Below are 26828 nucleotides of genomic sequence, written 5' to 3' on the forward strand. Positions count from 1 at the left end.
GGACGTGAGAGCGCTCCCGGTCTTCCTGGTCACTGTCCTCACCGCCACGCTGGCGACTCCCGCGAGCGCGGCGGTGAGAGACGACACCCGGTACGTCGACCCGCTGATCGGTTCGGCGGGCGGCGGCAACACCTATCCCGGCGCGGTCCGGCCGTTCGGGATGATCTCGTGGAGCCCCACGTCGACCCGCGGCGACCAGACGAACACGGGCGCCGCCAACGGGTACGCCTACGACGCCACGCGGGTGCGGGGCTTCAGCCTCACGCACGTCAACGGCGCGGGCTGCCACCCCGGTGCGGCGGGGGACATCCCGATCATGCCGCACGTCGGCGAGATCACCTCGTCTCCGACCGCGGACACGAAGGACCAGATCTTCGCGAGCGACTTCTCGCACGCCGACGAGAAGGCCGAGGCCGGTCGGTACAAGGTGGGCCTGAAGTCCGGCGCCACGGCCGATCTCTCGGTGACGACGCGCGCCGGCATCGGCGAGTTCACGTTCCCCGTCAACGGGTCACTGCTGTTCCGCACCTCGAACTCGCTCAACGGCAGCGAGGACGCCGACATCACCATCGACCCGGCGACCAACAGCGTGTCGGGCTCGGTGCTGACCGGCGCGTTCTGCGGACGGCGCGCGAACGGTGGCACGAACAACCAGAAGACCTACTACCGCCTGCACTTCACGGCCTCGTTCGACCGTCCGATCGCGAACTACGGCACGTGGGTCAACAGCGAGCTGAAGCCCGGCAGCACGACCGCGAGCGGTGGCGAGGGCTACCTGACCGGAAGCGCCCGCGCGGGCAAGGGGTCCGGCGGGTACGTGTCCTTTGCGGACAGCTCGGTGCGCATGCGCGTCGGCATCTCCTACACCAGCCTCGACGCGGCCAAGCGCAACCTGGCCGCCGAGATCCCGAAGCGCGCGACCGTCGCCGACGTGGCCGAGGATGCGAAGAAGGCCTGGGCGAAGCAGCTCAGGGCGGTCGAGATCGACGGCGGCACGGCGGACGAGCGCACGATCTTCTACACCGCGCTCTACCACGCATTCCTGCAGCCCAACGTGACCACCGACGTCGGCCAGGACGTGCGGTACGGCAACTTCTCCGGCTGGGACCAGTACCGCGCCCACACCCAGCTCCTGGCGCTGCTCGCGCCGGACGTGGCGAGCGACTACGCCCAGTCGTTGCTGGAGATCTCGCGGAAGAACGGCGGCGTCTGGGACCGCTGGGTCCACATCACCGGCCCGACGCACGTCATGACCGGCGACCCGTCCGCTCCGGCCGTCGCGGGCATGTACGCCATGGGCGCCGAGGACTTCGATGTCAACGCCGCCTACGACTCGTTGCTGCGCCAGGCCACCGTCCCGCACCCGGACGGCCTGTCCGACAAGGGCTGCCCCGGCCAGTGCGAGGGCCAGCGCCCGAACCTCGCCGAGTACATGCGCCTCGGCTACGCCCCGCACGACACGTGCCACTGCTGGGGCGGTGCCGCCGAGACTCTGGAAGACTCCGTCGCGGACCAGGCCCTCGCGGACTTGGGCCGCAGGCTCGGCCGTCCCAGCGCCGAGATGGAGGAACGCGCGGGCTGGTGGCGCAACACGTTCAACCCGGCCACCGGCTACCAGCAGGCCCGCAAGGCCGACGGCACGTGGGTGACCCCGTTCAACCCGGCCTCCGACCAGGGCTTCGCGCAGGGCAGCAGCGCCACCTACACGTGGATGGTGCCGCACGACGTCCAGGGTCTCGCGGAAGTCATGGGCGGCAAGGACACAGCCGTCACCAGGCTCGACGGGTTCTTCAAGCGCGCGGACGGCTCGTGGGCGACCGGCGGTGACGCGCTGCGGTACGACCCGACGAACGAGCCCGGCATCCACACGCCGTGGATCTACAACGAGCTGGGCCATCCGCGCAAGACCCAGGAGACCGTGCGCGCCATGGCCCGCCTCGTCTACAAGACGGGCCCCTCCGGCCTGCCCGGCAACGACGACCTCGGCACGATGTCCGCCTGGTACGTCTTCGCCGCGCTGGGCCTCTACCCGCGCACGCCGAGCAGCGCCGAACTGCACCTCTCCAGCCCGATGTTCCCGAAGGCCAGGATCACCGCGAAGAACATCACGGTCCTCGCCACCGGCACGCCGGGCGTCTACGTCAAGGAGACGCGGTGGAACGGCCGCAAGGTCGAGCAGCCGTGGCTGCCGGAGTCGTTCGTCAAGCGCGGAGGGGTGCTGGTCTCACGTCTTGAAGGGTGACCCGGCGCCCTCGGCACGGGTGTGGCTGCGTCGCGCGGTCGCCGACAACGGCATCGCGACGTCCTCCAGCGACTTGTTCTCCGCGTCCACCGCGAGGAACCGCGCGACCAGCCCGCCCGCGATCATGATCACCGCGCCGACCAGGTACCCGATGAACAGCCGCACGGGCTGGTCGCCGGTGCCGATCAACGCGCCGTAGATCACCGGTCCGAGCGCGCCGAAGCACTGGGCGATGGCGAAGAAGACGCCGATCGCCTTCGCCCGTACCTCCAGCGGGAAGATCTCGCTGACCGTCAGGTACGCGGCGCTGGCACCGGCCGAGGCGAAGAAGAAGATGACGCACCACGCGATGGTCTGCGTGAGCGCGTTCAGCACCCCGGCGTAGAACAGCACGGACGTGACCGCCAGAAGCGCACCGGAGATCGAGTACGTCAGGAACAGCATCCGGCGGCGGCCGATGGTGTCGAAGAGGTGCCCGATGGTGAACGGCCCGACGAGGTTGCCGACCGCGAACGCGATCAGGTACAGCGGTGTCACCTCGGACGGGACGCCGTAGAACTTGCCCAGCACCAGCGTGTACGTGAAGAAGATGGCGTTGTAGAGGAACGACTGGGTGATCATCAGGGTCGCGCCCAGCACCGCGCGGCTCGGGTACTCCTTGAACAGCACGCGGGCCAGCGCGAGGTATCCGATCTCCTCGGCCGGCTTGACCTCGATCGCCTTCTTCTCGTCCACCGCGGGCAACGCCTTGCCGGACTCCTTCTCGACCTCCTCCTCGATGCCCTTGATGGTCTTCTCGGCGGCGTCGGTGCGGCCGTGCATGATCTGCCAGCGCGGGCTCTCCGGCAGGTGCCTGCGCACCACCAGGATCACCAGGCCCAGCACCGGTCCGACGAGGAACCCGAGCCGCCAGCCCAGCGACAGCTCCACGTGGTTGAGCAGGATGTACGAGCTGAGCGTGCCGAGCACCGCGCCCGCCCAGTACGTGCCGTTGACGGCGATGTCGACGCGGCCCCGGTAACGGGCGGGGATGAGCTCGTCGATCGCGGAGTTGATCGCCGCGTACTCACCGCCGATGCCCATGCCGGCGATGAACCTGGTGAGGTACAGGAAGACCAGCCACCCGGCGCCGTTGCCGAGCGTGAACGCGGTGAGCCCCGAGCCGACCAGGTAGACAGCGAGCGTGATCATGAACAGGTTGCGGCGGCCCAGTTTGTCGGAAAGGTGGCCGAAGAACAGCGCGCCGACGACCTCGCCGAGCAGGTAGACGGTGGCGAGCAGGCCGACCGCGGTGGAGGAGAGGCCGAGCGTCTCCGGTTTGGTCAGGGTGTCGGCGATCGCGCTGGCGACCGTGATCTCCAGGCCGTCCAGGATCCACGCCACGCCCAGTGCGACGACCATGCGCGTGTGGAACGGCGACCAGGGGAGCCTGTCGATCCTCGCGGGGATCAGCGTGCGCACACCGGCGTCTGCCATGTCAGCTCCCTGCCACGATGAGCGCCTGCGGCGCGCTCTGCTTGATCCGGGTTTTCAGCCAGGCCAGCTGGCGTGCGGTGTCCTGCTCACAGGCGCTCACGACGTCCATCAGTTCCTTGTCGCGCAACCCTTGTGCGGCCTGGCCGACGACGGTCCAGGTGACGTCGGTGAACGACGCGAGCGCGTAGAGGTCCTGGAGGTCGCGCAGCAGGCTCGGCTCGGGGTCGCCGCTCTCGCCGTAGCGGTCGACGACGGGCTTGAGCTGCTCGGCCTGCCGGTCGATGCGCTGGGCGAGCAGTGCGCAGATGTGCCGGACGTCGGGCTCGTCGCCGTGGCGTGCGGCGACCTCCCGGAACGTCTCGGCCAGCGTCCCCAACGTCGAGTGCAGCACACCGAGGTGGTTGGCGAGGAGCACGGTCACACCTTCCTGATCCGCACGGCGCTGATCTTGAACATCGGCTGCTTGGACACCGGGTCCCACTCGGTGAGCGTGACCTCGTTGGCGGCCTGGAAGCCGTAGTGGAACGGCAGGAACACCACGCCGTCGCGGCACCGTCCAATGCGGACAGGCACCTCGACGCCACCGCGTTCGGACTCGACCCTGACCACGTCTCCTTCGTCCAGCCCCAGGTTTTCGGCGTCGGAAGCCGACATCTCTACCCACGGGTCCGGAGCCGCCTTCTGCAACTCCGGGGCCCGCTTGGTCTTGGTGCGGGTGTGGAAGTGGTAGACCGAGCGCCCGGTCGTGCAGAGGAACGGGTGCTCGTCGTCCGGCTGCTCCGGTGGCGGAGTGTGTTCGGCCGCCTTGAGGAACGCCCGCCCGTCCGGTCGGCGGGCCTGGTAGTCGGTCGGCGTGGTCGACGCTCCGGTGAGCAGGTCGTGGCCGTAGTCCTCGCAGTGGTCGGCTTCGGTGGGAAAGACGCCGTCGCCGTACAGGCGCTCGCCGCCCCAAGGGATTCCGCTGCCGCCGCGCAACTTGTCGTAGGAGAGATCGCTGTAGTCGCAAGGTCGGCCGCGGCTGCACTCGCGCCACGCGTCGAACGCGCCTTCCGCGTCCTTCCACTTGATCAGGGGATCGCCGTCGCGGTCGCGGAAACCCATGCGGGAGGCGTAGTCCAGGAAGATGTCGAGGTCGCTGCGGGCCTCGCCCGGCGGTTCGACGGCCTGCTCGGAGAGGTGCACGACACGCGAGAGGTTCGTGAACGTGCCTTGCTTCTCGCCCCACATCGCGGCGGGCAGCACCACGTCCGCGAGTTCGGTGGTCTCGGTGCGGAACGCGTCCTGCACGATCACGAACAGGTTCTCCTGGCGCAGGACGTCCCGGATGCGCGCGAGGTCGGGCAGTGAGACGGCCGGGTTCGTCGCGGAGATCCACAGGAACCTGATCGAGCCCTGCTCGGCGTACCGCCAGATCTGCATCGCGTGCGTCGGCGGCGCCCAGTGCGGGATCACCAGCGGGTCGACGTTCCAGAGCTTCGCCAGTTCCTCGACGTGCGCCGGGTTGTCCCAGTTGCGGAAGCCGGGCAGGTCGCCGTTCGCCCCGCTCTCGCGCGTGTTCTGCGCGGTGGGCTGGCCGTTCATCTGCAGCACACCGCTGCCGGGCCCGCCGATCTGACCGCGCAGCAGGTGCAGGTTGTTCACCTGGCACGACGCCGCCGTCGCCTGGTGTGACTGGTAGAAGCCCTGCAACACGGTCGAGAGCACCCGTTGCGACGTCCCGAAGATCTCGGCGGCCCGCCGGAGGTCGGCGGGGGAGATGCGGCAGATCTCCGCGACGCGCTCGGGCGTGTACGGCTCGACGGTAGCTTTGAGCTCGTTGAAGCCGAGCGTGTGGGCGCAGATGTACCCGGCGTCGATCCAGTCGTGCTCGATCAGTTCGCGCAGGAGGCCGTTCAGCAGCGCCTGGTTCGTGCCGGGCAACGGCGCCAGGTGCACGTCGGCGGCCTCGGCGGTCGGCGTCGTCCGGGGGTCGACGACGACCAGCCGGGGCCTGTCCGGTCCCTCGATCCGGTCGAGCACGCGCGACCACATCACGGTCTGCGTGGCGGCCATGTTGTGCCCGAACAGGAACAGGGCGTCGCACAGGTCGATGTCCGCGTGGCAGGCGGGCTGGCCGTCCGCGCCGAACGACTCCTTCAACGCCGCCGCGGCGGTCGCGGTGCACAACCGGGTGTTGCCGTCCATGTGCGGCGTGCCCAGACCGGCCTTGCCGATCACGCCGAGCGTGTAGTACTCCTCCAGGAACAGCTGCCCGCTCGTGTAGAAGCCGTGCGACAGCGGTCCGGACTCGGCGAGAAGTCGTTGGGAGCGCTGGACGATCTCGCCCATCGCGGTGTCCCAGCCGGTCTCGACCAGCTTGCCGTCTCGCCGGATCAACGGTGTGGTCAGACGGTCCTTGCCGTGCGCCTGCCAGGAGCCGTGAAGGCCTTTGGGGCCGAGCCTGCCGCGGTTGACGACGTCCTCCGCACGCCCGCGCACACCGACGATCCTGCCGTCCTTGACCGCGATGTCGCAGCCGCACCCGTTGCTGCACAACACGCACGCCGACTGCACCCAGCGGTCCACATCGGACTCGCCGACGCCGTCCGCGAGCAGCTGGTCGACCCGTACCGGCCAGCTCGTCCCACGACCGTGCGGAGTGCGTGCGCCCCATACGTCGGCGATGCGATCCATCTTCGAGCCATACCCGGCCCCACCTGCCCGAAACCGAAAAAACATTTGTTCCGAAAGGACCGAATTGTCCGGGTGACCTGGTGTTTGCCGCCTCCGATCACGGGAAGACCTGCGACACGTACATCGGGAGGCGAAGCAATGAAGGCTGTCGTGTGGCACGGCGTAGGTGACATCAGGCTCGACGACGTCGAGGACCCCAAGCTCCAGGAGCCGACGGACGCGGTCGTGCGGATCACCCGCAGCGCCATCTGCGGCACCGACCTGCACATGGTCCGCGGCACGATGCCGGACATGGTCGAGGGCACCGTGCTCGGGCACGAGGCGGTCGGCGTCGTCGAAGAGGTGGGCTCCGCCGTGCGCGGGTTCTCGCCCGGTGACCGCGTGGTCATCCCGTCCACGATCGGGTGCGGCACCTGTTCCTACTGCCGGGCCGGCTACTACGCGCAGTGCGACACCGCGAACCCGAACGGGCCGTCGGCGGGGACCAGTTTCTTCGGCGGCCCGAAGGCGACCGGGCCGATCAACGGCCTGCAGGCCGAGTACGCCCGCGTCCCGTACGCGGCGACGTCGATGGTGCGCATCCCGGACGGGGTGAGCGACGACCAGGCGATCCTGCTCTCCGACATCTTCCCGACCTCGTGGTTCGGGTCCCGCCTGGCCGAGGTCGGTTCCGGCGACACCGTGCTGGTGCTGGGCGCGGGCGTGGTCGGCCAGTTCGCGATCGCCTCGGCGAAGCGGCAGGGCGCCGGTCGCGTGATCGTGGTCGACGGCATCGCGTCCAGGCTGGACAAGGCCCGCGAGCAGAACGCCGAGACCGTCGACTTCAACTCCGAGGACCCCGTCGAGGTCGTGAAGGACCTGACCGGCGGCATCGGACCGGACCGCGTGATCGAGGCGGTCGGTGTCGACGCGGAGAGCCCCGGCGAGCGCGAGGGCGAGCAGTGGAAGCCCGGCGACTCCCCGGCGCAGGCGCTCGACTGGGCCGTCGAACTGGTCGCGAAGGCCGGCACGATCGGGATCATCGGCGTGTACCCGCCGGGGTTCGAGCAGTTCCCGATCGGCGCCGCGATGAACAAGAACCTCACGCTGAGGATGGGCAACTGCAACCACCGCCGATACATCCCGCGGCTGCTCGACCTGGTGCTCACCGGCGTGGTCGACCCGACGAGGTTCATCACGCAGCACGAACAACCCAGTGCCGCGATCGACGCCTACAAGACGTTCGACCTGCGCGAGGACGGCTGGCTGAAGACGGTCCTCGATGTCGCGTGAGCGCTGACCCCGAAGCGGGTACCCGTCCTCCAGGTGGACACCTGGAGGACAACCGTGCCCAGAGCGCACATGAAGGTCGTCGTCACCGGCGCGACCGGGAACGTCGGAACGGCGTTGCTGCGCCGGCTCGCCGAAGAGCAGGACATCGAGGTCCACGGGGTCTCCAGGCGCAAGCCGGGAGACGCGGCGCCCTACCGCGGCGTCACGTGGACACCGGTCGAGATCGGGCGGCCGGGTGCGGAGGAGGTCCTCGCGGAGGCGTTCGCGAACGCTGACGCCGTCGTGCACCTCGCGTGGCGCATCCAGCCCGCGCGGGACGAGCGGAGCACGTACCGGACGAACGTGGCGGGGTCGGCGCAGGTCTTCGGCGCGGCCGTCGCCGCAAAGGTGCCGCACCTCGTGCACATGTCGTCGGTCGGCGCGTACTCGCCGGGCGTCAAGGACCGCGCGGTGGACGAGTCGTGGCCGGTCGACGGCGTGAGAACGTCGTTCTACAGCAGGCACAAGGCCGCCGTCGAGCACATGCTGAACAAGTTCGAGGGCGACCTGCTCATCAGCCGGCCGCGGCCGGGCCTGATCCTGCAGTCCGACGCGGGTTCCGAGATCCGCGAGTACTTCCTCGGCAAGCTGGTGCCGAGAGCGCTGTTCCGGCAACGGATTCCGCTCGTGCCGCTGCCGCGCGACCTGGTGATGCAGTTCGTGCACGCGGACGACGTGGCGGACGGGCTGGTCCGCATCCTCCGGCAGCGACCGCACGGCGCCGTCAACCTGGTGGCGGATCCGGTCGTCACACCGCGCGTGCTCGCGGAGGTGCTCGGTGGACGGCCGATCTTCATCCCCGCCGGACTGATGCGCCTGCTGGCGAACGTGACCTGGCGCCTGCGGCTGCAGCCCACGCCACCCGGTTGGGTCGACCTCGCCCTGAAGTCGCCGCTGCTGGACGCGTCCCGCGCGCGAACGGAACTCGGCTGGAGTCCGGAGTTCGACGCGCAGGAGACGCTCCGGGCGCTCGTCCGGGGAATCGGGGAGGGCAAGGAGGTTCCGGCCAGTCCGGCGTTGTGAACCGCTGGGTTCCCGCAACGCCGTCGCGGGTAGTCGACCCGCATGACCGGTGAGGACGAATTAGCGGAGCTCGACGCGGACTCGTTGCACAACAGCGAGGCGTTGCCCACGAGGCGGCCGCACCCGGTCATCATCGCGGCCAGTCTCACCGCCCGCGGCGGCCTCCTCTGGCTGCCCGTCGCCGGCCTGCTCGCATTGGCAGGCAAGGAAAAGGTCGCGAAGAGAGCCCTGACGGCGGCGGTGATCGCCATGCCCATCGGGCACCTGATCAGCCTCGTCGTGGACCGGCCCAGACCGCAGGCGGCCGGCATTCCGGCGAGACAGGCGCTGCCGGAACACCCGGACTCGTCGTCGTTCCCCTCCAAGCACGCGGTGACGGCCGCCGCGTTCGGCACCGCGTGCCTGGAGGACCGCGGAGCCGCTCTGTTCGTGACACCGCTGGTGCTCCTGGTCGCCTACAGCCGCCTCAGAACCCGTGTGCACTGGCCCACGGACGTTCTGGGCGGCCTGGCGATCGGTGCTCTGGTGGCGGTGGCTCAGGCCGGGATCGGACGCTCCGCCAGTGCCAGGGCGACGGCGTGCAGGTTGGCGGCCATGGTGCGGCCGGTCTTCTCCGACCACTCGTGACCCTCGTCGGTGTCGGAGTAGCTCGGGCCCGGTCCCGGACCGCGGTTCCAGTACGTCCAGGCCTGGCCGGGGATCGTGTAGCCGATGTCCCCGAGGCCACCGCAGATCTCGCTGATCACGTGGTGCGCGCCGTCCTCGTTGCCGGTCACCACCACGCCCGCGACCCGGTTGTAGGCCACCGGCCGGTCCTGGTCGTCGGTCTCGGAGATCATCGCGTCCATCCGTTCCAGCGCCCGTTGCGCCAGCGAGGACGGACGACCGACCCACGTCGGCGTCGCGATCACCAGGATCTCGGCGTCGAGCAGCAACCGGTGGACGTTCGGCCACTCGTCACCGCCGCCGAGGTCGGTCTCGACGCCGGGCGGGATCTCGTGGTCCGCCAACCGGAACGACGTGACCTCGACGTCCTTCTTGGTGAGCTCGTCGACCACCACCTGGGCCAGCAGGTCGGTGTTGGACGGGTCGGGCGACTTCTTCAGGGTGCAGTTCAGGACGACCGCGCGCATCAGGTCTGCCTCCACTTCTCGTCGGTCATCAGCTGGCTCGCCTGCGGGCCCATCAGGGACATCCCGCCGTCCACGACGAACGACGACCCGGTCACGTAGGACGCGGCAGGTGTGGCGAGGAACGCGACCACGGCCGCGACCTCCTTCGCGTGACCGGGCCGGCCGAGCGGGATGCCCGGCCGCGCCTCGGTGTGCGGGTCCACGTCCTCCTGACCGGTCATCGGCGTCGAGATCTCGCCCGGTGCCACGGAGTTCACGGTGATGCCGTGCTCGGACAGTTCGAGGGCGAGCACCTCGGTCAGCGCGCCGAGCCCGGCCTTGGCGGCGCAGTACGGCGCGGCGCCCACCCGCGGCAGGTGCTCGTGGACGGACGTGATGTTGATGATCCGGCCACCGCGTCCGGCGGCGATCATGCGCCTGGCGGCCCGCTGGCAGCACAGGAACGCGCCGTCCAGGTCGACCGACAGCACCGTGCGCCAGGTGTCGAAGTCCATGTCCACGGCCTTCTGGCCGCTACCGGTGCCGGCGCAGTTCACCAGGACGTCCAGGCCGCCCAGCTCCTCGGCCAGTTCGTCGACGACGGAGGCCGCGGCGGGCAGGTCGGTCAGGTCGAGCCGCCGCACGGCACACCTGACACCGGCCTCGCGGACCTCGCCGGCCGTCCTGGCGGCTCCGCCGGCGTCCTCGTGGTAAGTCACGCCCACGTCGACGCCCCCGCCCGCGAGCGCGACGGCGATCGCCCTGCCGATACCGGAGTCCGAGCCGGTCACCACCGCGACGGTCATGAGACGCGAGTACCCGTCGGCTCGGCCGGCATGCGGAGGCCGAAGTGGTTGAGCGTTCCTGGCAGCGGCGTGCCGAGCGCGGGGAACGAGAGGTGCTCGCTCAGCACGTCCAGCATCGTCGCGGCGACGGTCAGCACCAGGTCGCGGCCGGGGCACACGCCGGGGCCCGCGCTGAACGGCACGATCGCCGGGTCGCGCGGCCCGTCCCAGTACTCCGGCGCGTACCGGTCGGCGAACGGGAGGCGGTCCGGGTCGCGGTGGAAGAACGGCGTGAACACCACGAACTCGGTGTTCGCCGGCAGCCACGTGCCGTGCCAGCGGGTCGGTTTCCCGCTCTCGCGCAGGATCACCGGTGTGGTGGGCCACAGCCGTGCGGACTCCAGGATGCCGTTCGTTCCGCGCGCTCCGAGGGCCAGCGCCCGCAGCGTGACGATCCCGGCCGCGTCGAACGCGAACAGCCAGTGCGGCACCTGACCGGACAGGTCACCCGGCTGGGCGGCGAGACTGCCTTCCTCACGGCGCGCCAGGTGCTCGTCGAGCCTGGACTGGAAACGTTCGCGCAGGTCACGGCGCTTCGGGTGGAGGAAAGCCCAGTTGGCGTTCTGCCGCAGCGCCTTGAGGTCGTCTGTGAGCCGGTCGTCGCCGCGGGCGCCGTCGCCGAGGACGATCCTGCGCACGATCCGCCACCACGCCTGGTCGAACGACTGCCAGGTCAGCTCGCCGGTGCTCATCACGTGCCGGGTGAGCAGGTCCGCCTCGTCGCGCACGACCGCCTCGGCGGGCACGTTCTCCGGACGCAACGCGCGTTCGTTGAGCTCGCGGAGCTGTTGCCGCTCCGGGCCGTCGGAGATCAGCACACCGTGCGGCTGGAAGTGGCTCAGCGCGGCCTTCTTCTCCCTCGTGGCCAGCGCGAACGGGTCGGGTGACTCCGCGAGCAGCCTGCCGACGTCGGCGGGGTCGACCAGCATCGCGACGCTGCGTCCGGTGATGCGCAGCCGCACCGGTTCCGGGCCGTAGCGGTCGCGCAGCCTGCGCATCGTGTCGATGGCCCGCGTGTCGGACTGGACCTTCTCGGCGGCCGCCATCACGCCTGGCCGGCGCACGACGACGCCCTTGGCGAGGGTGGGCAGCAGCACCGTCGCCAGCACGCGCGCGGTGTCGAGTCGTGTGGAGATCGCCATGGCCCCGGCTACCCGGTCACCCGTGTGTGAACCTCCCTGAACGGGGTATTCGCGGGTCAGCACCGAGTCAGGAGGTCGTGATGCCCGCGGGATCGAACGCGAAGCGCGAACGCCAGTACGAGCACATCAAGGACTCCGCGCAGGACCGCGGCGCGTCGCCCAAGCGCGCCAAGGAGATCGCGGCGCGGACGGTCAACAAGAACCGCGCCCAGGCCGGTGAGTCCAAGACGGCGAGCAAGTCGTCCACAGAGGACATGTCACCGCAGAAGCGCGGTGGCCAGCGGTCGGGCACGAACCGCCCGAAGGGCCTCACCAAGGAGCAGCTCTACAACGAGGCCAAGAAGAAGAACGTCAAGGGCCGCTCCACCATGACGAAGAAGGAACTGGCCAACGCCCTTGGGCACTGACGTGCAGGACGTGGACAAGACCTCCGCGCTGACGATCCTGACCATGGAGCACAACACGCTGCAGATGATCCGCACGGCGACGATCACCGACGCGACCGGTCGTGCGGGCCACCTGCTGACGACGATCTCCGCGTCCATGATCGCCCTCGGGTTCGTCGCCCAGGTGGTGCCGCTGACGGTGCTGCTGACGCTGATGCTCGTCATCTTCACCGCGTTGTTCCTCATCGGTCTCGCCACCCTGTTCCGCACGGTGGAGCTGACCATCGAGGACGTCCAGGCAGGGCTGGGGATCAACCGCATCAGGGCCGTGTACGCGGAGCTCGAACCGTCCACGAGGCACGTGTTCGTGCGCCAGCTGCACGACGACACCCTGGGCGTCGAGGCGGACGGCGGTCAGACCGGCTGGCGCAAGGACAGGCGCCCACGGCTGATCGGCACCGCACTCGGCGTGGCCGGTCTGGTGAACCTCGTCAACGGACTCACGGCGGCAGTCATCGTCGGCGCCGCGGCAGGACTGCTGGGCTTGGGCCTGGCGTGGTCCATCGTCATCGGCGCCGTCGCCGCGGTCGCGTTGATCAGCGGCTTCGGCATCGCGCTCGGCCGGATCGGACGGCGTGGCATCGCGCCCATCACCACGCGCTATCCGAGGAACCACCCGAACTGAAGGAGACACCACCGTGCAGTACGACGTCGTCGACCTGATCATGCAGGACCACCGCGAGGTGGAGCGCCTGTTCGACGAGCTGAAGAACCACCCGGAGAAACGACCTCTGCTCACCCCGGTCGTCTGCGGCCTGCTCGTCGCCCACAGCCGCGCCGAGGAGTCCGAGGTCTACCCGGCCGCCAAGGACGCGGGCGGTGACGACGAGGTCGAGCACAGCCAGGAGGAGCACGCCGAGGCGGAGCAGTTGCTCGCCAAGCTCCTCGACACCGACTACGACTCGCCGAAGTACGAGAAGGCGCTGAAGGACGTCGTCGACTCCATCACCCACCACGTGGAGGAAGAGGAGAAGACGGTGCTGCCCGGCATGCGCAAGCGGCTGAGCGCGCAGCGCCGCTACGAGCTCGGCGAGGCGTTCGCGCGCAGCCGGGCCGACCACCTCGGTGAGCTGCCCGGCCAGGCCACCCGCGAGGAGCTCGTCACGCAGGCGAAGAACCTGGGCGTGGACGGCGCTTCGAGCATGACGAAGGAGCAGCTGCGCCGGGAGCTGCAGAAGGCGGCGTCCTCCTAGGACGCGTCCCGGAAGTCCCGTCGGGCGGCAGTGGCAGGCGCCGTCTCCGGGTCTCTCGCCCGCGCCTGCCACTGGACGAACTTCCGGGACACGCCCTAGGCGTCGTCGGTTCGCACTGTCTGGATGTGCACGGTCCTGGTGCCTGTGTGGGCGTCACGGCCGTGCCAGCAGCGGTAGTTGTCGAGGACCAGCAGATCGCCCTCGGTCAGCCGGATCCTCGGCAGTTCCCGCTGCACCCGTTCGACCTCCGCGTCGAAACGGGTCAGCATCGCGGTGACGTGCTCGGACAGGGGATCGCGGTGCAGGGCCGCGACCCCGTCCGTGCGGCGGGTGATCCGCCTGCCGGTGCGCGTGAACTCGATGTGGCGGCCTACCCGCGGTGTCGCGGGTAGGCCGCGCGTCTGCGCCCAGCGGCCGTAGAGGTCGACGTCCACGCCGCGCAGGAAGTCGCGCAGCTCCGCGTCCAGCGAGTCGGTGAACTCGTGCGCGTCGAGCACGAACGACTCACCTCCTTGCGGCGCTGGGGAAGTGAGCAGCACCAGCACGTGGTCCTCGTCGGGATGCCTGCGCCGCACGGACTTGCCGCCGATGTCCACGACGACGTCGAAGCTGTCCGCGTGCAGGCCGACGATCCCGCCGTCCTCGGAACGCCTCGTCCGGTGGGGGAACAGCTCCCGCAACGCCGTGCCGAACAGCAGCGAGGCGGCGACCGGCAGCGAGTCGGGGGAGTTCGGCAGGCCGGTCAGCACCACCGCGCCGTGGTCGCTCAGGGCCGTGCGGGCCGCGGGGTCCAGGGCCGGCAGACGGGGAACGATCACCGGCGCGGCCCGAAGTCGCGGGACGACGGCACGAGCGCGGCCAGAGCCGGTGCGGCGAAGCAGATCACCGCGCAGACCGCCAGCACGACCGGTGCACCGAACGACGAGATCGCCGGGGCGATGAGCGCGAGACCGACCGGGGCGAGGCCGTACGACATCAGGAAGTCCAAAGAGGACACGCGGGCCAGCTTGGAGGGCTCGACCTCGCGCTGGGTCGCGGTGAACCACGGCACGTTGAACAGCTCGATGCCCAGTCCTGCGACGACGTAGGCCGCGATCACGACGAACGGGTGCACCGGCAGCAGCAGGCTCAGCGGCGCGAACCCGTACAGCGCCAGGCCGAACAGCGCGGTCCACCCGGCGTGGCGCGGCCGCCAGCGGGCGATCAGCAGGGCGCCGGCCAGCGCGCCGAGGGTGTAGGCGGTCAACGAGCCCGCGAGCACGGCCTCGGTGTCGTAGCGGTCGCGGCTGACCAGGGGGAGCACCACGCCGGTCGCCGAGTAGCCGGTGGCGATCACCGCCGTCAGCGCGCCGAGCCCGGCCAGGAACCACGGGTGCCTGCGCGCCTCCCGCACGCCCTCCCAGAAGTCCGCCACGAAACCGTTGCCGCCGCCCGGGGTCGTGAGCCCGGTGCCCGCTGGCGGGACCAGTGCGGCGACCAGCCACAGCGCGCCGATGCCGAGCAGCAGCACCTGCGTGTTGAGCACCAGGGCGAGCAACGCCGTCAGGCCCGGCGCCACCAACGTCGTCACCCGCACGGACAACGTCATCGCCGCGTTGGCCTGCTGGCGTTGGTCACCGTCGACCACCTCGGCCGTCAGCGCCTGGAACGCGGGCCTGCACGCTCCCTGGCCCGCACCCATCGCCGCCGCCGCGACGGCCGCGACCACCAGCGAGTTGCCCACGAAAACGGCGAGCACGGGCGCGGCGACGGCGGAGGTGAGGCCGGACCACAGGACCACCTGGCGGCGGGCGTAGCGGTCGGCCAGCACACCGCTGACCGGTACGGCGGCGAGGAAACCCGCGGTGCGCGCGGCCAGCAGAACGCCCAGCTCCACGGCGGTGATCGAGCGGGAGAGCACCGCGAGGCCCAGCACGAACGGCAGCGCCCAGGTCGCGATGCCGGACGCCGTGGTCGCGGTCCAGAGGCGGAGGAATGAGGCGCTGCGCAGCACCGAGGAGCTGCGGGGTGCTGTGTCGTGAACCACGCGTTCGACCTTCCGGCAGGGTTGCATTGAAAATGATTGTCGTTACAGTAGCGCACACCGTTCGAGTGAACTTCTCTGGAGGACCTGATGTCTCACCCCGGCCGGATCGGCCTGGCGTTGGTCGCGGTGCTCGCCGCGGGCTGCGCCACACCGGGAGGCGCCGAAGCGCCAACGGCTCAGTCGGTGGCGGTGGACAGCTGCGGCAAGCAGCTCACGTTCGCCGGTGCGCCGCAACGGGTGGTCACGCTCGACCAGAACTCCACGGAAACGTTGCTGGCGCTGGGGTTGCAGGACCGCATGGCCGGTACCGCGAACGTCAAGACCAAGGTCGCGCCGAAGTACGCCGAGGCCTACGCGAAGATCCCGGTGCTCTCGCCCAAGGTCCTCACGTCGGAGCCGTTGAGGGCCGCGAACCCGGATGTCGTGGTGGCGTCGTTCAAAGAGCTCTTCACCGCAGACCGCGCCGGGACGCGCGACGAGCTGGAATCCCTTGGCGTGCCGACGTTCGTGAGCGCGGTCAACTGCTCGGACGGCACGACCGCGCCGTTCGAGCGGCTGTTCCGCGACTACGAGAACTTCGGCAGGATCTTCGGCATCCAGGACAAGGCGAACCAGCTCGCCGCCGAGCAGCGCGCCGCGGTCGCCGAGGTCCAGGCCGTCAAGCGCGAACCCGTGAAGGTCGTCTGGGTCTACTCGGTCTTCAAGGGCGTCCCGTACGTGGCGGGGCGCGACGGCATGCCCAGTCAGATGAGCAAGATCGCCGGCGCGGTCAACGTGTTCGACGACCTCAACCAGGAGTGGCCGGAGGCGTCCTGGGAGGAGGTCGCGCGCCGCGATCCCGACGTCATCGTGATCGGCGACCTGTCCGAGCGCGGCAACCCCGGCGACACCGCTGCCGAGAAGCTCGCGATGATGCGCGAGCACCCGGCCGTCTCGCAGCTGAAGGCGTTGCGCGAGAACAAGGTGATCGAGCTGCCCGGTATCGAGATGGACCCGTCCGTGCGCACCGTCGACGCGCTGAAGGCGTTCGGCGCGGGTCTTGACAAGATCGCCGGCCGTGGCTGAGGCCGCTGTTCTCGATCCTGTGGTCCGCAAGACCCCGAAACCGTTTCAACACAAGAAGAACACGTTCGTCGTCGTCCTGAGCCTCGTCGTCCTCCTGGTGTCGATGGCGCTCGCCGTCCGCATCGGGGTAGGGGCGGGCTGGGCGGAGATCGGCAGGGCAGCGGGCGGACGCCTCGGGTTGCCCGTGGCCCCGCTGCCGCGCCTGCTGGACTCGCTGATCTGGGATCTGCGGCTGCCCAGGGTGCTGCTCGCGGCACTCGTCGGCGGCGCGCTCGCGGTGTGCGGCGCGGTGCTGCAGAGCGTCACGCGCAACTCGCTGGCCGACCCGTACCTGCTCGGGGTGTCGTCAGGCGCCTCGACCGGTGCGGTGGTCGTGGTGGTGCTCGGGTTCGCGGGCTCGCAGCTCGGCATCACCGGCGGGGCGCTGATCGGCGCGCTGGTGGCGTTCGGGTTGCTGATGGTGTTGTTGCGGCGCACCGGGTTGGACTCCTCGCGGATCGTGCTGACCGGTGTGGTCGTCGGGCAGCTCTTCGCGGCTTTGACCTCGTTGATCCTGCTGTCGTCCGGTGACGCCGACAGCATCCGCGCCGTCACCAACTGGCTGCTGGGGTCGCTGGCCTCGGCCCGGTGGACGTCGGTGGCGGTGTGCGCGGTGGTGCTGGCGGCCGGACTGCTCGTGGTGTGGCTGTGCTCCGCCGCGCTGGACGGGTTCGCGTTCGGCACCGACACGGCGTCCTCGCTCGGCGTCGACGTCCGCACGACCCGCGCCGTGCTGCTGGTGACGACCTCGGTGCTGACCGCCGTGGCGGTGGCCGCGGTGGGCGCGGTGGGGTTCGTCGGGCTGATCATCCCGCACGGCGTCCGGTTCCTCGTCGGACCGTTGCACCGCAGGCTGTTGCCGATGTCGGCGGTGGTCGGCGCGGTGTTCCTGGTCTGGACGGACGCGCTCACCCGCGTGGTCTTCGCGCCGCTGGAGGTGCCGGTGGGCGTGTTCACCGCGCTGATCGGCGTGCCGCTCTTCCTGCTGGTGCTGCGCAGGAGGGGTGAGCTGTGAGGATCGACGTCGAGAAGCTCAGCTGGAGCGTGCCGGGCAAGACGATCGTGCGGGACGTGTCCCTGGCCGTGGAGCCGGGGGAGACGGTCGGGCTGATCGGGCCCAACGGCTCCGGCAAGTCGTCGCTGCTGCGGTGCGTCGCCGGCCTGCGCACGCCGACCGGCGGGCGGGTGCTGTACGACGGCGTGGAGATCGGGTCGTGGTCCGCCCGCGACCGGGCGCGCAAGCTCGCGTTCGTCGAGCAGACCGCCGACACCGAGAGCGACCTGCGGGTGGCCGAGGTGGCCATGCTCGGCCGCACGCCCCACCGGTCGCGGTGGCGCGGGCCGGACGCCTCGGACCACGAGATCGTCGCCGAGGCACTGGAGAGGCTCGACCTGACCGGGTTGGCCGAGCGGCCGTGGAAGCAGCTGTCCGGCGGCGAACGCCAGCGCACGCACCTCGCGCGGGCGTTGGCGCAACGCACTTCTGGGCTGCTGCTGGACGAGCCGACGAACCACCTGGACGTGCGCCACCAGCTCGAACTGATGGAACTGGCCGGGCGGACGCCGCAGACCGTCGTGGTGGCGCTGCACGACCTCGCGCTGGCCGCGCGCTACTGCGACCGGCTCGTGCTGATGCACCGCGGTGAGGTCGTCGCCGACGGCAGGGCCGTGGACGTGCTGACCGCGCCGTTGCTGCGCGAGGTGTTCGACGTGGAAGCCGAGATCGGCCGCGACAGCCTGGGCCACCTGGCCGTCGGGTACCGCGAGCCGGTCCGCTGAGAAGGGGGAGAGACGTGTCCACTGTGGATGATCTGATAGCCGAGGTCCTGGAGGGCCGGCACGGTCCGGATCCGCGCGAGATCCCAGCTACGAGCGTGTTCTGGGTCCACCACGGCACCAGGTTGGCGGGCGGCGACACCACCTACCGCAACCAGTACGTGCTGGCGCGCCTCGGAACCGCGTTCGGCGCCTGCGCGTTCGCGGAGGGCGACGCCGATCCGGCGGTGTGCGCCAACTACTCCGGAGCACCCGTCGCCGCACTGCTCACCGAGGCGCCTGCTCCCGTTCGGGTGGCGGCGCTCGACGCCTACCTGGGCAGCGTCCGTCCACATCGGACCTCGGACGCCGAACGGGTCGTGCTGCCGGTCGGCACGCCGGAGGAACGGGCGCGGGCCCGTGACGCCGCCGTCGCCGGGCTGCTCGACGTGGAGCCGGGCGCGAAGGTCGCGTTGATCGGCGTGGTGAACCCGCTGGTGGCGGCGATCCGCGAGCGCGGCGCCGAGTGCCTGCCGTGCGACCTCTCGTTGCGCACGACGCAGTGGGGCGACCCGGTGACCCCGGACATGCGGGACGTCCTCGGCGTCGCGGACGCCGTCGTGGCGACGGGCATGACGATCGGCAACGGCACGTTCGACGAGATCCTGCGCACCTGCCGCTCGCGCGAGATCCCGCTGATCGTCTACGCCCAGACCGCGAGCGCCGTCGCCCGCCACTTCCTCGGCGCCGGAGTCACCGCCCTGTCCGCGGAACCGTTCCCGTTCTCGCAGTTCAGCGCCGACGAGACGGCGCTGTACCGCTACCGAGCCTGAGAGAAGACGTGGACCACCACATCGCTGACGCGCTCAGCCGCCCCGCCCTGGTACGCCTCGACTCCCGCACGCTCTGCCTGCGCTTCGAGACCATGAAGGTCGCCTCCGCCCTCGAAGCGGTCCGCCACCTCCTCGAACGCGGCACCATCGCGACCGGGGACACGCTGGTGGACAGCTCAAGCGGCATCTACGCGCACGCACTGGCGCTGGCCTGCCACCGCTACGGCCTGCACTGCCACATCGTCGCCTCGACCACCGTCGACAAGACGTTGCACACCCAGCTGGAGATCCTCGGCGCGACGGTCGAACCCATGCCGCCGTCCGCCAGCCTGAAGCTCGACCAGAGCCGCCGCGTCGCACGGGTGCACGAGATCCTGCGCGACCACCCGCGCCACCACTGGATGCGCCAGTACCACGACGACGTCCACTACCGCGGCTACCGCCCGATCGCCGACCTGATCCGCGAACACACCGACTGCTCGCGGCTGTCCGTGGTCGGCGGCGTGGGCACCGGCGCGTCGACCGGCGCGCTGGCGACGTTCCTGCGCGAGACCTCACCGGAGGTGGAGCTCGTCGGCGTGCAGCCGTTCGACAGCGTCACGTTCGGCAGCGAGCACGTGCACGACCCGGAGATCATCATCGCCGGGATCGGCAGCTCGATCCCGTTCGGCAACGTCGACCACACGCTCTACGACACCGTGCACTGGTTCGGCTTCGACGCGGCGCTGTCCGGCAGCGTGGCCCTGCTGCGCGAGCACGCGATCTTCGCCGGCCTCTCGGCGGGCTCGGCGTACCTGGCGGCGCGGTGGGAGCAGCGGCTGGACCCCGAACGGCACGTCGTGGTGCTGGCCCCGGACACCGGCCACCGCTACGTCGACGCGGCGTACTCCCGGCACGCGGAGGCGCCGGCGGCGGAGGAGTTGAGGCCACGGCAGATCAGCACGTTGAGCGACATGGACCTGCCGTGGTCGCGGATGCGCTGGAACCGGGCGGAGGCACCGCCGAACGCGGTGGTCAGCCGCGCGATTCCGGTCGCTTCCTGAAGGCGAGCGTGGCCAGAGCGGCGACCGCGCGCTGACGCAGGGTCCTCTGCGAAAGGGGGCCCTCGCTCAGTGCGCGGGCGAGGTCGGGGTCGGAGACGCGGAGGCGGCCCTCGATGTCGATGAGCCGCTGGTGTTCCTCTCGACTGAGCATCGGCGCGCTCCAGAGTCGGTCCGGCAGTGGCACAGGGCGTGTACCCAGGCGTTTCGTGTTTCAAACCTGCCACTGCCGGACTGTATTCGGCTTTGGTTCCGCTATCGGTGCCGGCGACGGCACGAGTCACAGGCTTTAGAGCGGCTTCGGCTCCGGCGGCAACGGGTCGGGGTCCGGTCCCGGCGGCCGCAACGGGTCCGGGTCGGGGCCGGGCGGCTGGGGCTGGTCGGGTCCGGTGGGGCGCGGCTGGTCGGGTCCCGGGGTGGTCGGCACGGGCTCCGCGGGCGGTACTGGCTGGCTCATGAGCCAGGGGTACCCGCCGGTCAAACCCGTCTCACCGCATTCTCGCCCGCCTCGAATTAATTCCGTTTCCGCTAATGCGCCCGCCGCGCTGTCCGACAATCCGTCCGGATTCTGTTTGGAACCGGCAGAACGGGGCGGGGACTTGGCGCTGCGGCGGACGACATCACAGGGGTGGTTCTCCGGTTCCGACCAGACGCGCGGGCTGAGGTTCAGCGGCGCGATCGAGGTGCTGCGGCTGCTCGACCGGCTGGCGTCCCGTCCGCGCTGGCCCGCGCGCGACGTGCCGTTGCCGATCGTCCAGCTGCGCCGGCCGCTGGGGACGGAGAGTCCGTTGGAGGCGCTGGCGAACCGGCCCGCGAACGCGCGTGGGCGGCGGGTGCCGTACGCGCTGGTCGACGGTGCCGCGGAGTCGCGGCGCAAGCTGCTCGACGACGTGGTCGGGCAACTCGCCAGTGAGGTGCGGGGTGTGCCGCGGCTGCGGTTCCCGCGGTTCGCGCTCGTCGGATGGCTGCTCGACCTGACGCTGGACGAGCAGGTCGAGGCCGAGGAGGAGGAACGGGAGATCGCCCGCGAGTTCCGGCGGCACCTGCAGCGGCGCATGCGGGTCACGCGGGACGGGATGCAGGACCTCGCCCAGGACTTCCCGTGGTGGATCAGGCTGGTCATCGGCGTGATGCCGCGGATCGGCCTGGCGTTGATGGCACTGCTGTGGCGCCCGGCGACGTGGGTGGGCGAGCAGGCGCTGGGCGGGCGGTCGCGGCGCGGTTTCTACCGGCTCGCCCGCGCGGTGGTGAAGGAACGGCTGGCGGAGCGGCACGAGGACGAGGTCGGCGACCTGCTCGTGCTCGCGTTGCTGGAGGACCTTCGGCGGTCGCACCGGCGCTGGACGGTGTGGGGGACCGGCCGGCGGCGAACCGGCGTTCCGTGGCTCCTGCTCGACGACCACGGCGGTGACTGCGAGGGGCAGTGGCTGGTCGACACGATCGGTCGCGTGCGCAGCGATGTCCGGAGTGGACAGTCGTGGCGCGCGAACCCGTTGAGCCGGCCGGATCCGCTGCTGGTCGTCACGGCGGTGGAGTCCGCCGAACCGCCGCGAACGCACGCGGCCGACGCGCTCGCGGGCTACCACGACTGGCTCCGGCAGCTGTCCAGGACCGGTGACTGGGTCCTGGCGCTCGACACCGACTCCTCCGAACCGGCGCGGGGGATCGCCGGCGCGCTGTCCGAGTTCCCGTCGCTGCGGTTGCGACGGGCAATCGCAGCGCCGCTCGTGCTCCTGCTGCTGGCGGGCTCGCTCGTGGCCGTGCCGTTCCTCAACCACGCCCGGTGCGACGAGTGGTGGTCGCCGTCGGTGCGCTCGCCGCTGCAACGGATCGGCGAGGAGTGCATCGGGGTGTCGGCGGATCCGTTGCGGCACTTCGTCCCCGACTCCGTGCCCGCCGACATCCGGCCGGCCCTGGAGGACGCCTACAGCAGGATCGTGGCGGAGAACCGCAGGGCGGCGCTGCGGCCGGACGCGATCACCATCGTGTTCCTCAGCGTGCTGACCCCCAGCACCGCCAACAGCTTCCACGCCCTGGTCGAGGAGCTGCGCGGCGTCTGGGTGGCGCAGAAGAACAGCGACGTGCCGATGAAGGTGTTGCTGGCCAACGGCGGCGAGGGACCGGGCGGGCGCGGGCTCGCGTCCGGTGACGTGGCCGCGGACAAGATCGTCGAACTGGCCGCGCGCGACCGCAGCGTCGTCGCGGTGACCGGGCTGTCGATCAGCACCGACACGGCCAAGTCCGTGGTGAAACTACTGGGCAGCAACGCCTTGCCGATCATCGGCACGCTGACGTCCGCCGACGACATGGCGAGCATCAACGAGTACTACTACCAGATCGGCCCCAACAACCTGCGCGAGTCGAAGGTCGCCGCCTACTACGCGCAGAGCCGCCTGAACGTGACGGACGTGGCGATCTTCTTCTCCGGCGACCCCGGCGACCGCTACAGCCAGAACCTCGCCGAGGACGCCCGGCTCTCGTTCGCCGAGCGCGGGATCGTGGTCAGCCAGTACAAGTCGTACCGGGTCGCGAACGACGACGAGGGTCTCGCGCCGGCGAGCCTCGGGCAGGGCGCGTGCCCGGCGCAGGCCAAGCCGGGGTACGCCGTCTTCTACGCCGGCCGGGCCCAGTACCTGGCGGAGTTCCTGCGCGGCATGAACAGCAGGTGCCAGGGCGCCACGCCGCCGGTGATCGCGAGCGACTCGTCCACCCGGTTCATCCTGGAGGGCACGATGGCCCAGTTCCCCAACGTGCGCCTGGACTACCTGTCGTTCGCGAGCCCCGCCGCGTGGGGCGACTGCGCGAAGGTGCCGTTCTACAAGAACTACCTCGACGTGTTCCGCAGGACGTGCCAGACGCTGGGGGACGGGCGTTCGGCCGCGGCCTACGACGCGATCCAGGTGCTGGCGGAAGGAGTGCGGCAGGTGCGGCGGACCGACCCCGGCGCGCGGGTGCGGGAGGGACTGCTCGCCGGGATCGGGAGCATCCGGCCGGACAACGCGATCCAGGGCGCCACCGGCACCATCGGGTTCGGGGCCAGCACGCGGCTGCCGTCGAACAAGGCCGTGCTCGTGCTGCAGGGCAACACGGACACGACCTCGACACCCCGGTTGCTGTGCGGTGAGCTGCCGTTCGGCGAGGACCTGGCGGAGGGGCTGACACCGGACGGCGGGTGCCCGCGAGATCCGCAGTAGGTGATCAGGTCAGCGTTCGGTGCCCAGGACCGGCTTCACGTCCACGATCGGCGTGCCGTCCACGGCCTCCAGGTGCGCGACCCGCACCGCGAGGCCGTCCACCTCCGTGATCCGCACGTGGTGCAGGCCGATGGGGTTCGGCCGGTCGGGCGAGCGCGTGGAGAACACGCCCGTCTCGGGCCGCGCAGGGTCGCTGCGGGGATGCACCGCCAGCACCGACCTGTCGGCGCGGTCGAGCCAGGTGAGGACCAGGACGTCCTGGCCCTCGTGCAGTTCCTTCATCGCCCGCGCGTACTCCGGGGCGAACACGAGCAGGGCCTCGGGAGCGCCCTCGTCAGCCTGCCTGGGCGCGGCAGAGCGTTCGGTGAGAGGCGATTCGACGTGGCCGATCGGCTGCAGCTTCATCAAGTCCCGCAGTAGGTCCGGTAGGTGGCACTGAAGTCCTGCGGCGCAGGAGCCGAGAAGTATTCCAGGCCGGGTCGTTCGCCGAACGGGGAGGTAACCGCTTTCAGCAGTCGCTCGAACGGACCCATGTCGCCGTCCGCCCCGGCCGCCAGCGCCTCCTCCACGAGGTGGTTGCGCGGGATGTAGACGGGGTTGACCTTCTCCATCAGGCCGGCGTCCGGCCCGAGCTCCCGCCAGCGCGCGATCCAGGCGTCGATCGCGGCGAGGTCGAGGAACGACGAGCGGACGGGTTCCGCGTCGCCACGGGCCGCCTTGCCGAGCAGGTGGAAGAACGACGTGAAGTCGACGTGGTTCTCCTGCATCAGCGCGAGCAGGTCCTTGAGCAGTGGCTTCACGTCACCGGACACGCCGAGCTTCGCCGCCATGCCGCCTATCCACGCCTCCTCGAAGAGCGCGTCGAACGTCCGCAGCGTCGCGACCGCCAGCGACACCGCCTCGTCCTGGTCCTCGGCGAACAGCGGCAGGAGCGCCTCGGCGAGGCGGGCGAGGTTCCACTCGGCGATGATCGGCTGGTTGCCGTAGGCGTACCGGCCGCGGTGGTCGATGGAGCTGTACTTCGTCGTCGGGTCGTAGGCCTCCATGAACGCGCAGGGGCCGTAGTCGATCGTCTCGCCGGAGATCGTCATGTTGTCCGTGTTCATCACGCCGTGGACGAAGCCGACGAGCATCCACCGCGCGACGAGCGACGCCTGCGCGGCGACCACGTGCCCGAACAGCTCCAGAGGGGTGCTGCCGGGGTGGTGGCGGGCGATCGCGTGGTCGGCGAGGCGGCGCAACAGGTCCAGGTCGTCCGTGGCGCGCGCGTACTGGAAGCTGCCCACCCGCAGGTGCGACGCGGCGACCCTGGCCAGCACCGCGCCGGCCAGCGGTTCCTCGCGCTGCACGGAGTGGCCGGTGGCGACGACGGCCAGCGCGCGGGTCGTGGGGATGCCGAGCGCGTGCATCGCCTCGCTGACCACGTACTCGCGCAGCATCGGGCCGACGGCGGCCAGCCCGTCACCACCGCGGGCGAACGGGGTGCGGCCGGAGCCCTTCAGGTGCAGGTCGCGCAGACGGCCCTCGGCGTCGGTCAGCTCACCGAGCAGGAGCGCGCGGCCATCGCCCAGTCGAGGGGAATAGCCGCCGAACTGGTGACCCGCGTACGCCTGGGCGAATCCGGGCGCGGAATTGCCGGTGAGAAGGGGGAGACCTGATTCGGCGAGCCAGGCCGGATCGAGCCCGATTTCCCGCGCGAGCCGCTCGTTGAGGACGAGGAGTTCCGGTTCGGCGACCGGGACGGCCTTCCACGAGACCGCCATCTCGGGGACCGCGGTCGCGAAATCGCTGCTCAGGCTGATGTTCACGCCTCCAACGGTACCCGGTGCGCACGAGAACCCGTGTGACCGCGGTCTCAAGTTCGAACTCTTTGAACCGCTTCGCGAGCCGGCACGTGTCAGTGGTGAACAGGTTGATCAGTCCACTCAGGAATGAGAAGAAACCAATGCGTCGCAAGCAAGTTGGGTTCGCTGCTGCCCTTTTCGCGGTCGGTGTCGTCATGCTGACGGCGTGCGGCCAGGGCGCCACCACGTCCGGTTCCGCCGCTCCCAGCCAGGACCAGGTCCAGGAACAGGCTCAGGACGCGTCGAACGAGCCCGAGACCGACGGACAGTCCGGAGTGGACTTGTTGCGCGGCACCGCGAACTCGAACAAGGCGGACCAGAGCACCGGTGACCGCGCACCGGAGTCCGCGCCCGTCGAGGTGAAGCAGAAGTGGGTCGAGCTGCGCGTCGGCAACGCCGGCGGCCTCGAACCCGCTGTGGTGAACGGAAAAGGCCTCTCCGTCTACTGGTTCAGCGACGACCCGGTGAACGGCGGTGTGTCCAACTGCAACGGTGAGTGCGCCAAGACCTGGCCCGCCATCACCGTCACCAAGGGCACCAGGCTGTTCTTCCCCGGCATCCGCAGGGACAACATCGGCTTCATCAAGCGCCAGGACGGCCAGACCCAGGTGACGATCGGCGGCCGCCCGATCTACCTCTTCAACAAGGACAAGAAGGCCGGCGACATCCTCGGCCAGAACGTCGGCGGCAAGTGGTTCGTCATCAACCCGGAGGGCAAGCGCGCCGTGCCCGCCGCCGAGGCGCCGAACCCGAACCAGCCCGCCCCCGGCGGCAAGCCCGCGAACTCCGTGACGTTCTTCAAGGAGAAGAACCTCAAGGACTTCGGCGACAGCTTCGCCGTCGGCGTCAAGGTCTCCGACAAGTGCGCCGACCTCCGCGGCGGTTTCGAGTCGCTGTCCCCGGACGGCGCCGTGAAGATCTGGTCCGAGCCGGGCTGCAAGGGCAAGTCCGCGGTCGTGAGCGGGTCCGTCAACGACACGTCCGCCGCCCCCATCGGCTTCCCGCAGGGCGTGAAGTCCTACATCCGCGCATGAACCTGATCGGGTGAACGACGAAGGCCGCCAGAGCACCCCTGCTCAGGCGGCCTTTTCGTCTCGCTACGCTGCTGGTCGTGCGCTACTCCGCCATTGCGCTGGCTTTCCTCCTGCTCGGGTGCGGTACCGGGACCTCGTCCCTGCCCACGATCACCCCGGCCGCCACGTCTGCCACCGGCTCCCCGCTGCCCGACCTGCAGCCCAGGCTCGACGCGATCGGCGTCCTGCTCACGGACTGCGCCGCCCGCCTGCGCGGCGAACCCGTCGCCCCCGCCGACAACTGCAGCCACGTCATGCCCGACGTGACGCACGTGATCGACGAGGTCGAGAAGCAGTCGGCCAAGCTCCCGCCCGCGGGCCAGGCCGCGATCACCGACGTGCGCCGTCAGCTCACCGAGATCGCGCCGTGCGAGCCGTGGTTCGCGGCCGGTGGGGTGAGCGCGGACGGGCAGCTCGACGCGCGGTGCAGGAAGGCGTGGGACGCGCTTTACAGCGGCTACAGCGCAGTGCGCAACGCGGCTTGAGGTCGCTCAGG

27 protein-coding genes are annotated in these 26828 nt (G+C 70.4%); 15 read left to right on the plus strand and 12 right to left on the minus strand.

Annotation, left to right across the window (positions count from 1 at the left end; translation table 11 throughout):
* Positions 1–4 precede the first annotated feature (4 nt).
* A complete protein-coding gene (locus ACFWN2_RS00420; RefSeq protein ID WP_382423923.1) occupies positions 5–2242 on the plus strand; it encodes a GH92 family glycosyl hydrolase in 2238 nt (745 codons plus the stop codon).
* Here the strand turns inward: ACFWN2_RS00420 and ACFWN2_RS00425 are convergent.
* From ACFWN2_RS00425 to ACFWN2_RS00435, 3 genes are read right to left on the minus strand one after another with little or no spacing between them, the layout of a single operon-like run.
* Complete coding sequence (locus ACFWN2_RS00425; protein ID WP_382423924.1) at positions 2225–3718, minus strand: MFS transporter; 1494 nt, start codon at positions 3716–3718, stop codon at positions 2225–2227. The two genes, ACFWN2_RS00420 and ACFWN2_RS00425, sit on opposite strands and share 18 nt — an antisense overlap.
* A gap of 1 nt (position 3719) precedes the next feature.
* Positions 3720–4133, minus strand: a complete 414-nt coding sequence (locus tag ACFWN2_RS00430) for a hypothetical protein (protein ID WP_382423925.1) — start codon at positions 4131–4133, stop codon at positions 3720–3722.
* Positions 4134–4135: 2 nt separating this feature from the next.
* Positions 4136–6391, minus strand: a complete 2256-nt coding sequence (locus tag ACFWN2_RS00435) for a molybdopterin oxidoreductase family protein (protein WP_382423926.1) — start codon at positions 6389–6391, stop codon at positions 4136–4138.
* 138 nt (positions 6392–6529) lie between these two features.
* Here ACFWN2_RS00435 and ACFWN2_RS00440 point away from each other — a divergent pair, with 138 nt between their 5' ends.
* From ACFWN2_RS00440 to ACFWN2_RS00450, 3 genes are read left to right on the plus strand one after another with little or no spacing between them, the layout of a single operon-like run.
* The gene (locus ACFWN2_RS00440; RefSeq protein ID WP_382423927.1) at positions 6530–7663 is read left to right on the plus strand and encodes a zinc-dependent alcohol dehydrogenase; all 1134 of its coding nucleotides are present in this window, start codon (positions 6530–6532) and stop codon (positions 7661–7663) included.
* A gap of 54 nt (positions 7664–7717) precedes the next feature.
* The gene (locus ACFWN2_RS00445; protein ID WP_382423928.1) at positions 7718–8725 is read left to right on the plus strand and encodes an NAD-dependent epimerase/dehydratase family protein; all 1008 of its coding nucleotides are present in this window, start codon (positions 7718–7720) and stop codon (positions 8723–8725) included.
* A gap of 42 nt (positions 8726–8767) precedes the next feature.
* Entirely contained in the window at positions 8768–9352 is a 585-nt protein-coding gene (locus tag ACFWN2_RS00450; RefSeq protein ID WP_382423929.1) for a phosphatase PAP2 family protein, read from the plus strand.
* On the opposite strand, the gene ACFWN2_RS00455 is transcribed toward ACFWN2_RS00450, so the two are convergent.
* From ACFWN2_RS00455 to ACFWN2_RS00465, 3 genes are read right to left on the minus strand one after another with little or no spacing between them, the layout of a single operon-like run.
* Complete coding sequence (locus ACFWN2_RS00455) at positions 9262–9858, minus strand: flavodoxin family protein (RefSeq protein WP_382423930.1); 597 nt, start codon at positions 9856–9858, stop codon at positions 9262–9264. The genes ACFWN2_RS00450 and ACFWN2_RS00455 overlap by 91 nt on opposite strands.
* Positions 9858–10643, minus strand: a complete 786-nt coding sequence (locus ACFWN2_RS00460) for an SDR family oxidoreductase (protein ID WP_382423931.1) — start codon at positions 10641–10643, stop codon at positions 9858–9860. The genes ACFWN2_RS00455 and ACFWN2_RS00460 overlap by 1 nt, the downstream gene beginning before the upstream one ends.
* Positions 10640–11824, minus strand: a complete 1185-nt coding sequence (locus ACFWN2_RS00465; protein WP_382423932.1) for a cytochrome P450 — start codon at positions 11822–11824, stop codon at positions 10640–10642. The genes ACFWN2_RS00460 and ACFWN2_RS00465 overlap by 4 nt, the downstream gene beginning before the upstream one ends.
* Before the next feature lie 80 nt (positions 11825–11904).
* Here ACFWN2_RS00465 and ACFWN2_RS00470 point away from each other — a divergent pair, with 80 nt between their 5' ends.
* From ACFWN2_RS00470 to ACFWN2_RS00480, 3 genes are read left to right on the plus strand one after another with little or no spacing between them, the layout of a single operon-like run.
* Positions 11905–12231 carry a plasmid stabilization protein gene (locus ACFWN2_RS00470; RefSeq protein ID WP_382423933.1) on the plus strand — a complete coding sequence of 109 codons (327 nt, stop codon included), beginning with the start codon at positions 11905–11907 and terminating at the stop codon, positions 12229–12231.
* Complete coding sequence (locus ACFWN2_RS00475; RefSeq protein ID WP_382423934.1) at positions 12221–12895, plus strand: hypothetical protein; 675 nt, start codon at positions 12221–12223, stop codon at positions 12893–12895. Before ACFWN2_RS00470 ends, ACFWN2_RS00475 begins: the two co-directional genes overlap by 11 nt.
* A gap of 13 nt (positions 12896–12908) precedes the next feature.
* Positions 12909–13463 carry a hemerythrin domain-containing protein gene (locus ACFWN2_RS00480; RefSeq protein WP_382423935.1) on the plus strand — a complete coding sequence of 185 codons (555 nt, stop codon included), beginning with the start codon at positions 12909–12911 and terminating at the stop codon, positions 13461–13463.
* A 95-nt stretch (positions 13464–13558) separates the two neighbouring features.
* Here ACFWN2_RS00480 and ACFWN2_RS00485 read toward each other — a convergent pair whose 3' ends face one another.
* Both ACFWN2_RS00485 and ACFWN2_RS00490 read right to left on the minus strand, forming a co-directional pair.
* Entirely contained in the window at positions 13559–14281 is a 723-nt protein-coding gene (locus ACFWN2_RS00485) for a TauD/TfdA family dioxygenase (RefSeq protein ID WP_382423936.1), read from the minus strand.
* Entirely contained in the window at positions 14278–15489 is a 1212-nt protein-coding gene (locus tag ACFWN2_RS00490; protein WP_382423937.1) for an MFS transporter, read from the minus strand. The genes ACFWN2_RS00485 and ACFWN2_RS00490 overlap by 4 nt, the downstream gene beginning before the upstream one ends.
* 87 nt (positions 15490–15576) lie before the next feature.
* On the opposite strand from ACFWN2_RS00490, the gene ACFWN2_RS00495 reads away from it, so the two are divergent.
* Genes ACFWN2_RS00495 through ACFWN2_RS00515 form a run of 5 tightly spaced genes read left to right on the plus strand, consistent with a single transcriptional unit; the run spans position 15577 to position 20224 of the window.
* The gene (locus tag ACFWN2_RS00495; RefSeq protein WP_382423938.1) at positions 15577–16554 is read left to right on the plus strand and encodes an ABC transporter substrate-binding protein; all 978 of its coding nucleotides are present in this window, start codon (positions 15577–15579) and stop codon (positions 16552–16554) included.
* Positions 16547–17608 carry a FecCD family ABC transporter permease gene (locus tag ACFWN2_RS00500; RefSeq protein ID WP_382423939.1) on the plus strand — a complete coding sequence of 354 codons (1062 nt, stop codon included), beginning with the start codon at positions 16547–16549 and terminating at the stop codon, positions 17606–17608. The genes ACFWN2_RS00495 and ACFWN2_RS00500 overlap by 8 nt, the downstream gene beginning before the upstream one ends.
* A complete protein-coding gene (locus ACFWN2_RS00505) occupies positions 17605–18372 on the plus strand; it encodes an ABC transporter ATP-binding protein (protein WP_382423940.1) in 768 nt (255 codons plus the stop codon). The genes ACFWN2_RS00500 and ACFWN2_RS00505 overlap by 4 nt, the downstream gene beginning before the upstream one ends.
* A gap of 14 nt (positions 18373–18386) precedes the next feature.
* Positions 18387–19181, plus strand: a complete 795-nt coding sequence (locus ACFWN2_RS00510; RefSeq protein ID WP_382423941.1) for a Rossmann-like domain-containing protein — start codon at positions 18387–18389, stop codon at positions 19179–19181.
* Positions 19182–19189: 8 nt separating this feature from the next.
* Positions 19190–20224: a pyridoxal-phosphate dependent enzyme gene (locus tag ACFWN2_RS00515; RefSeq protein ID WP_382423942.1), complete on the plus strand. Its 1035-nt coding sequence runs from the start codon at positions 19190–19192 to the stop codon at positions 20222–20224.
* Here ACFWN2_RS00515 and ACFWN2_RS00520 read toward each other — a convergent pair.
* Both ACFWN2_RS00520 and ACFWN2_RS00525 read right to left on the minus strand, forming a co-directional pair.
* Positions 20196–20375 carry a DUF3040 domain-containing protein gene (locus tag ACFWN2_RS00520; RefSeq protein ID WP_382423943.1) on the minus strand — a complete coding sequence of 60 codons (180 nt, stop codon included), beginning with the start codon at positions 20373–20375 and terminating at the stop codon, positions 20196–20198. The two genes, ACFWN2_RS00515 and ACFWN2_RS00520, sit on opposite strands and share 29 nt — an antisense overlap.
* Before the next feature lie 135 nt (positions 20376–20510).
* On the minus strand, positions 20511–20678 hold the full coding sequence (locus tag ACFWN2_RS00525; protein ID WP_253324822.1) for a hypothetical protein: 168 nt from the start codon (positions 20676–20678) through the stop codon (positions 20511–20513).
* Between the two features lie 142 nt (positions 20679–20820).
* On the opposite strand from ACFWN2_RS00525, the gene ACFWN2_RS00530 reads away from it, so the two are divergent.
* On the plus strand, positions 20821–23415 hold the full coding sequence (locus tag ACFWN2_RS00530; protein ID WP_382423944.1) for a hypothetical protein: 2595 nt from the start codon (positions 20821–20823) through the stop codon (positions 23413–23415).
* Between the two features lie 9 nt (positions 23416–23424).
* On the opposite strand, the gene tsaA is transcribed toward ACFWN2_RS00530, so the two are convergent.
* Both tsaA and ACFWN2_RS00540 read right to left on the minus strand, forming a co-directional pair.
* Positions 23425–23820: a tRNA (N6-threonylcarbamoyladenosine(37)-N6)-methyltransferase TrmO gene (gene tsaA / locus ACFWN2_RS00535; protein WP_382423945.1), complete on the minus strand. Its 396-nt coding sequence runs from the start codon at positions 23818–23820 to the stop codon at positions 23425–23427.
* Positions 23820–25223, minus strand: a complete 1404-nt coding sequence (locus ACFWN2_RS00540; RefSeq protein WP_382423946.1) for a YdiU family protein — start codon at positions 25221–25223, stop codon at positions 23820–23822. Before ACFWN2_RS00540 ends, tsaA begins: the two co-directional genes overlap by 1 nt.
* A 137-nt stretch (positions 25224–25360) precedes the next feature.
* Here ACFWN2_RS00540 and ACFWN2_RS00545 point away from each other — a divergent pair, with 137 nt between their 5' ends.
* Both ACFWN2_RS00545 and ACFWN2_RS00550 read left to right on the plus strand, forming a co-directional pair.
* The gene (locus tag ACFWN2_RS00545) at positions 25361–26293 is read left to right on the plus strand and encodes a hypothetical protein (RefSeq protein ID WP_382423947.1); all 933 of its coding nucleotides are present in this window, start codon (positions 25361–25363) and stop codon (positions 26291–26293) included.
* Between the two features lie 77 nt (positions 26294–26370).
* Entirely contained in the window at positions 26371–26817 is a 447-nt protein-coding gene (locus ACFWN2_RS00550) for a hypothetical protein (protein ID WP_382423948.1), read from the plus strand.
* The last annotated feature ends 11 nt before the right edge of the window (positions 26818–26828 follow it).

The sequence above is a fragment of the Lentzea sp. NPDC058436 genome (assembly GCF_042721515.1).
Classification (GTDB): Bacteria; Actinomycetota; Actinomycetes; order Mycobacteriales; family Pseudonocardiaceae; genus Lentzea.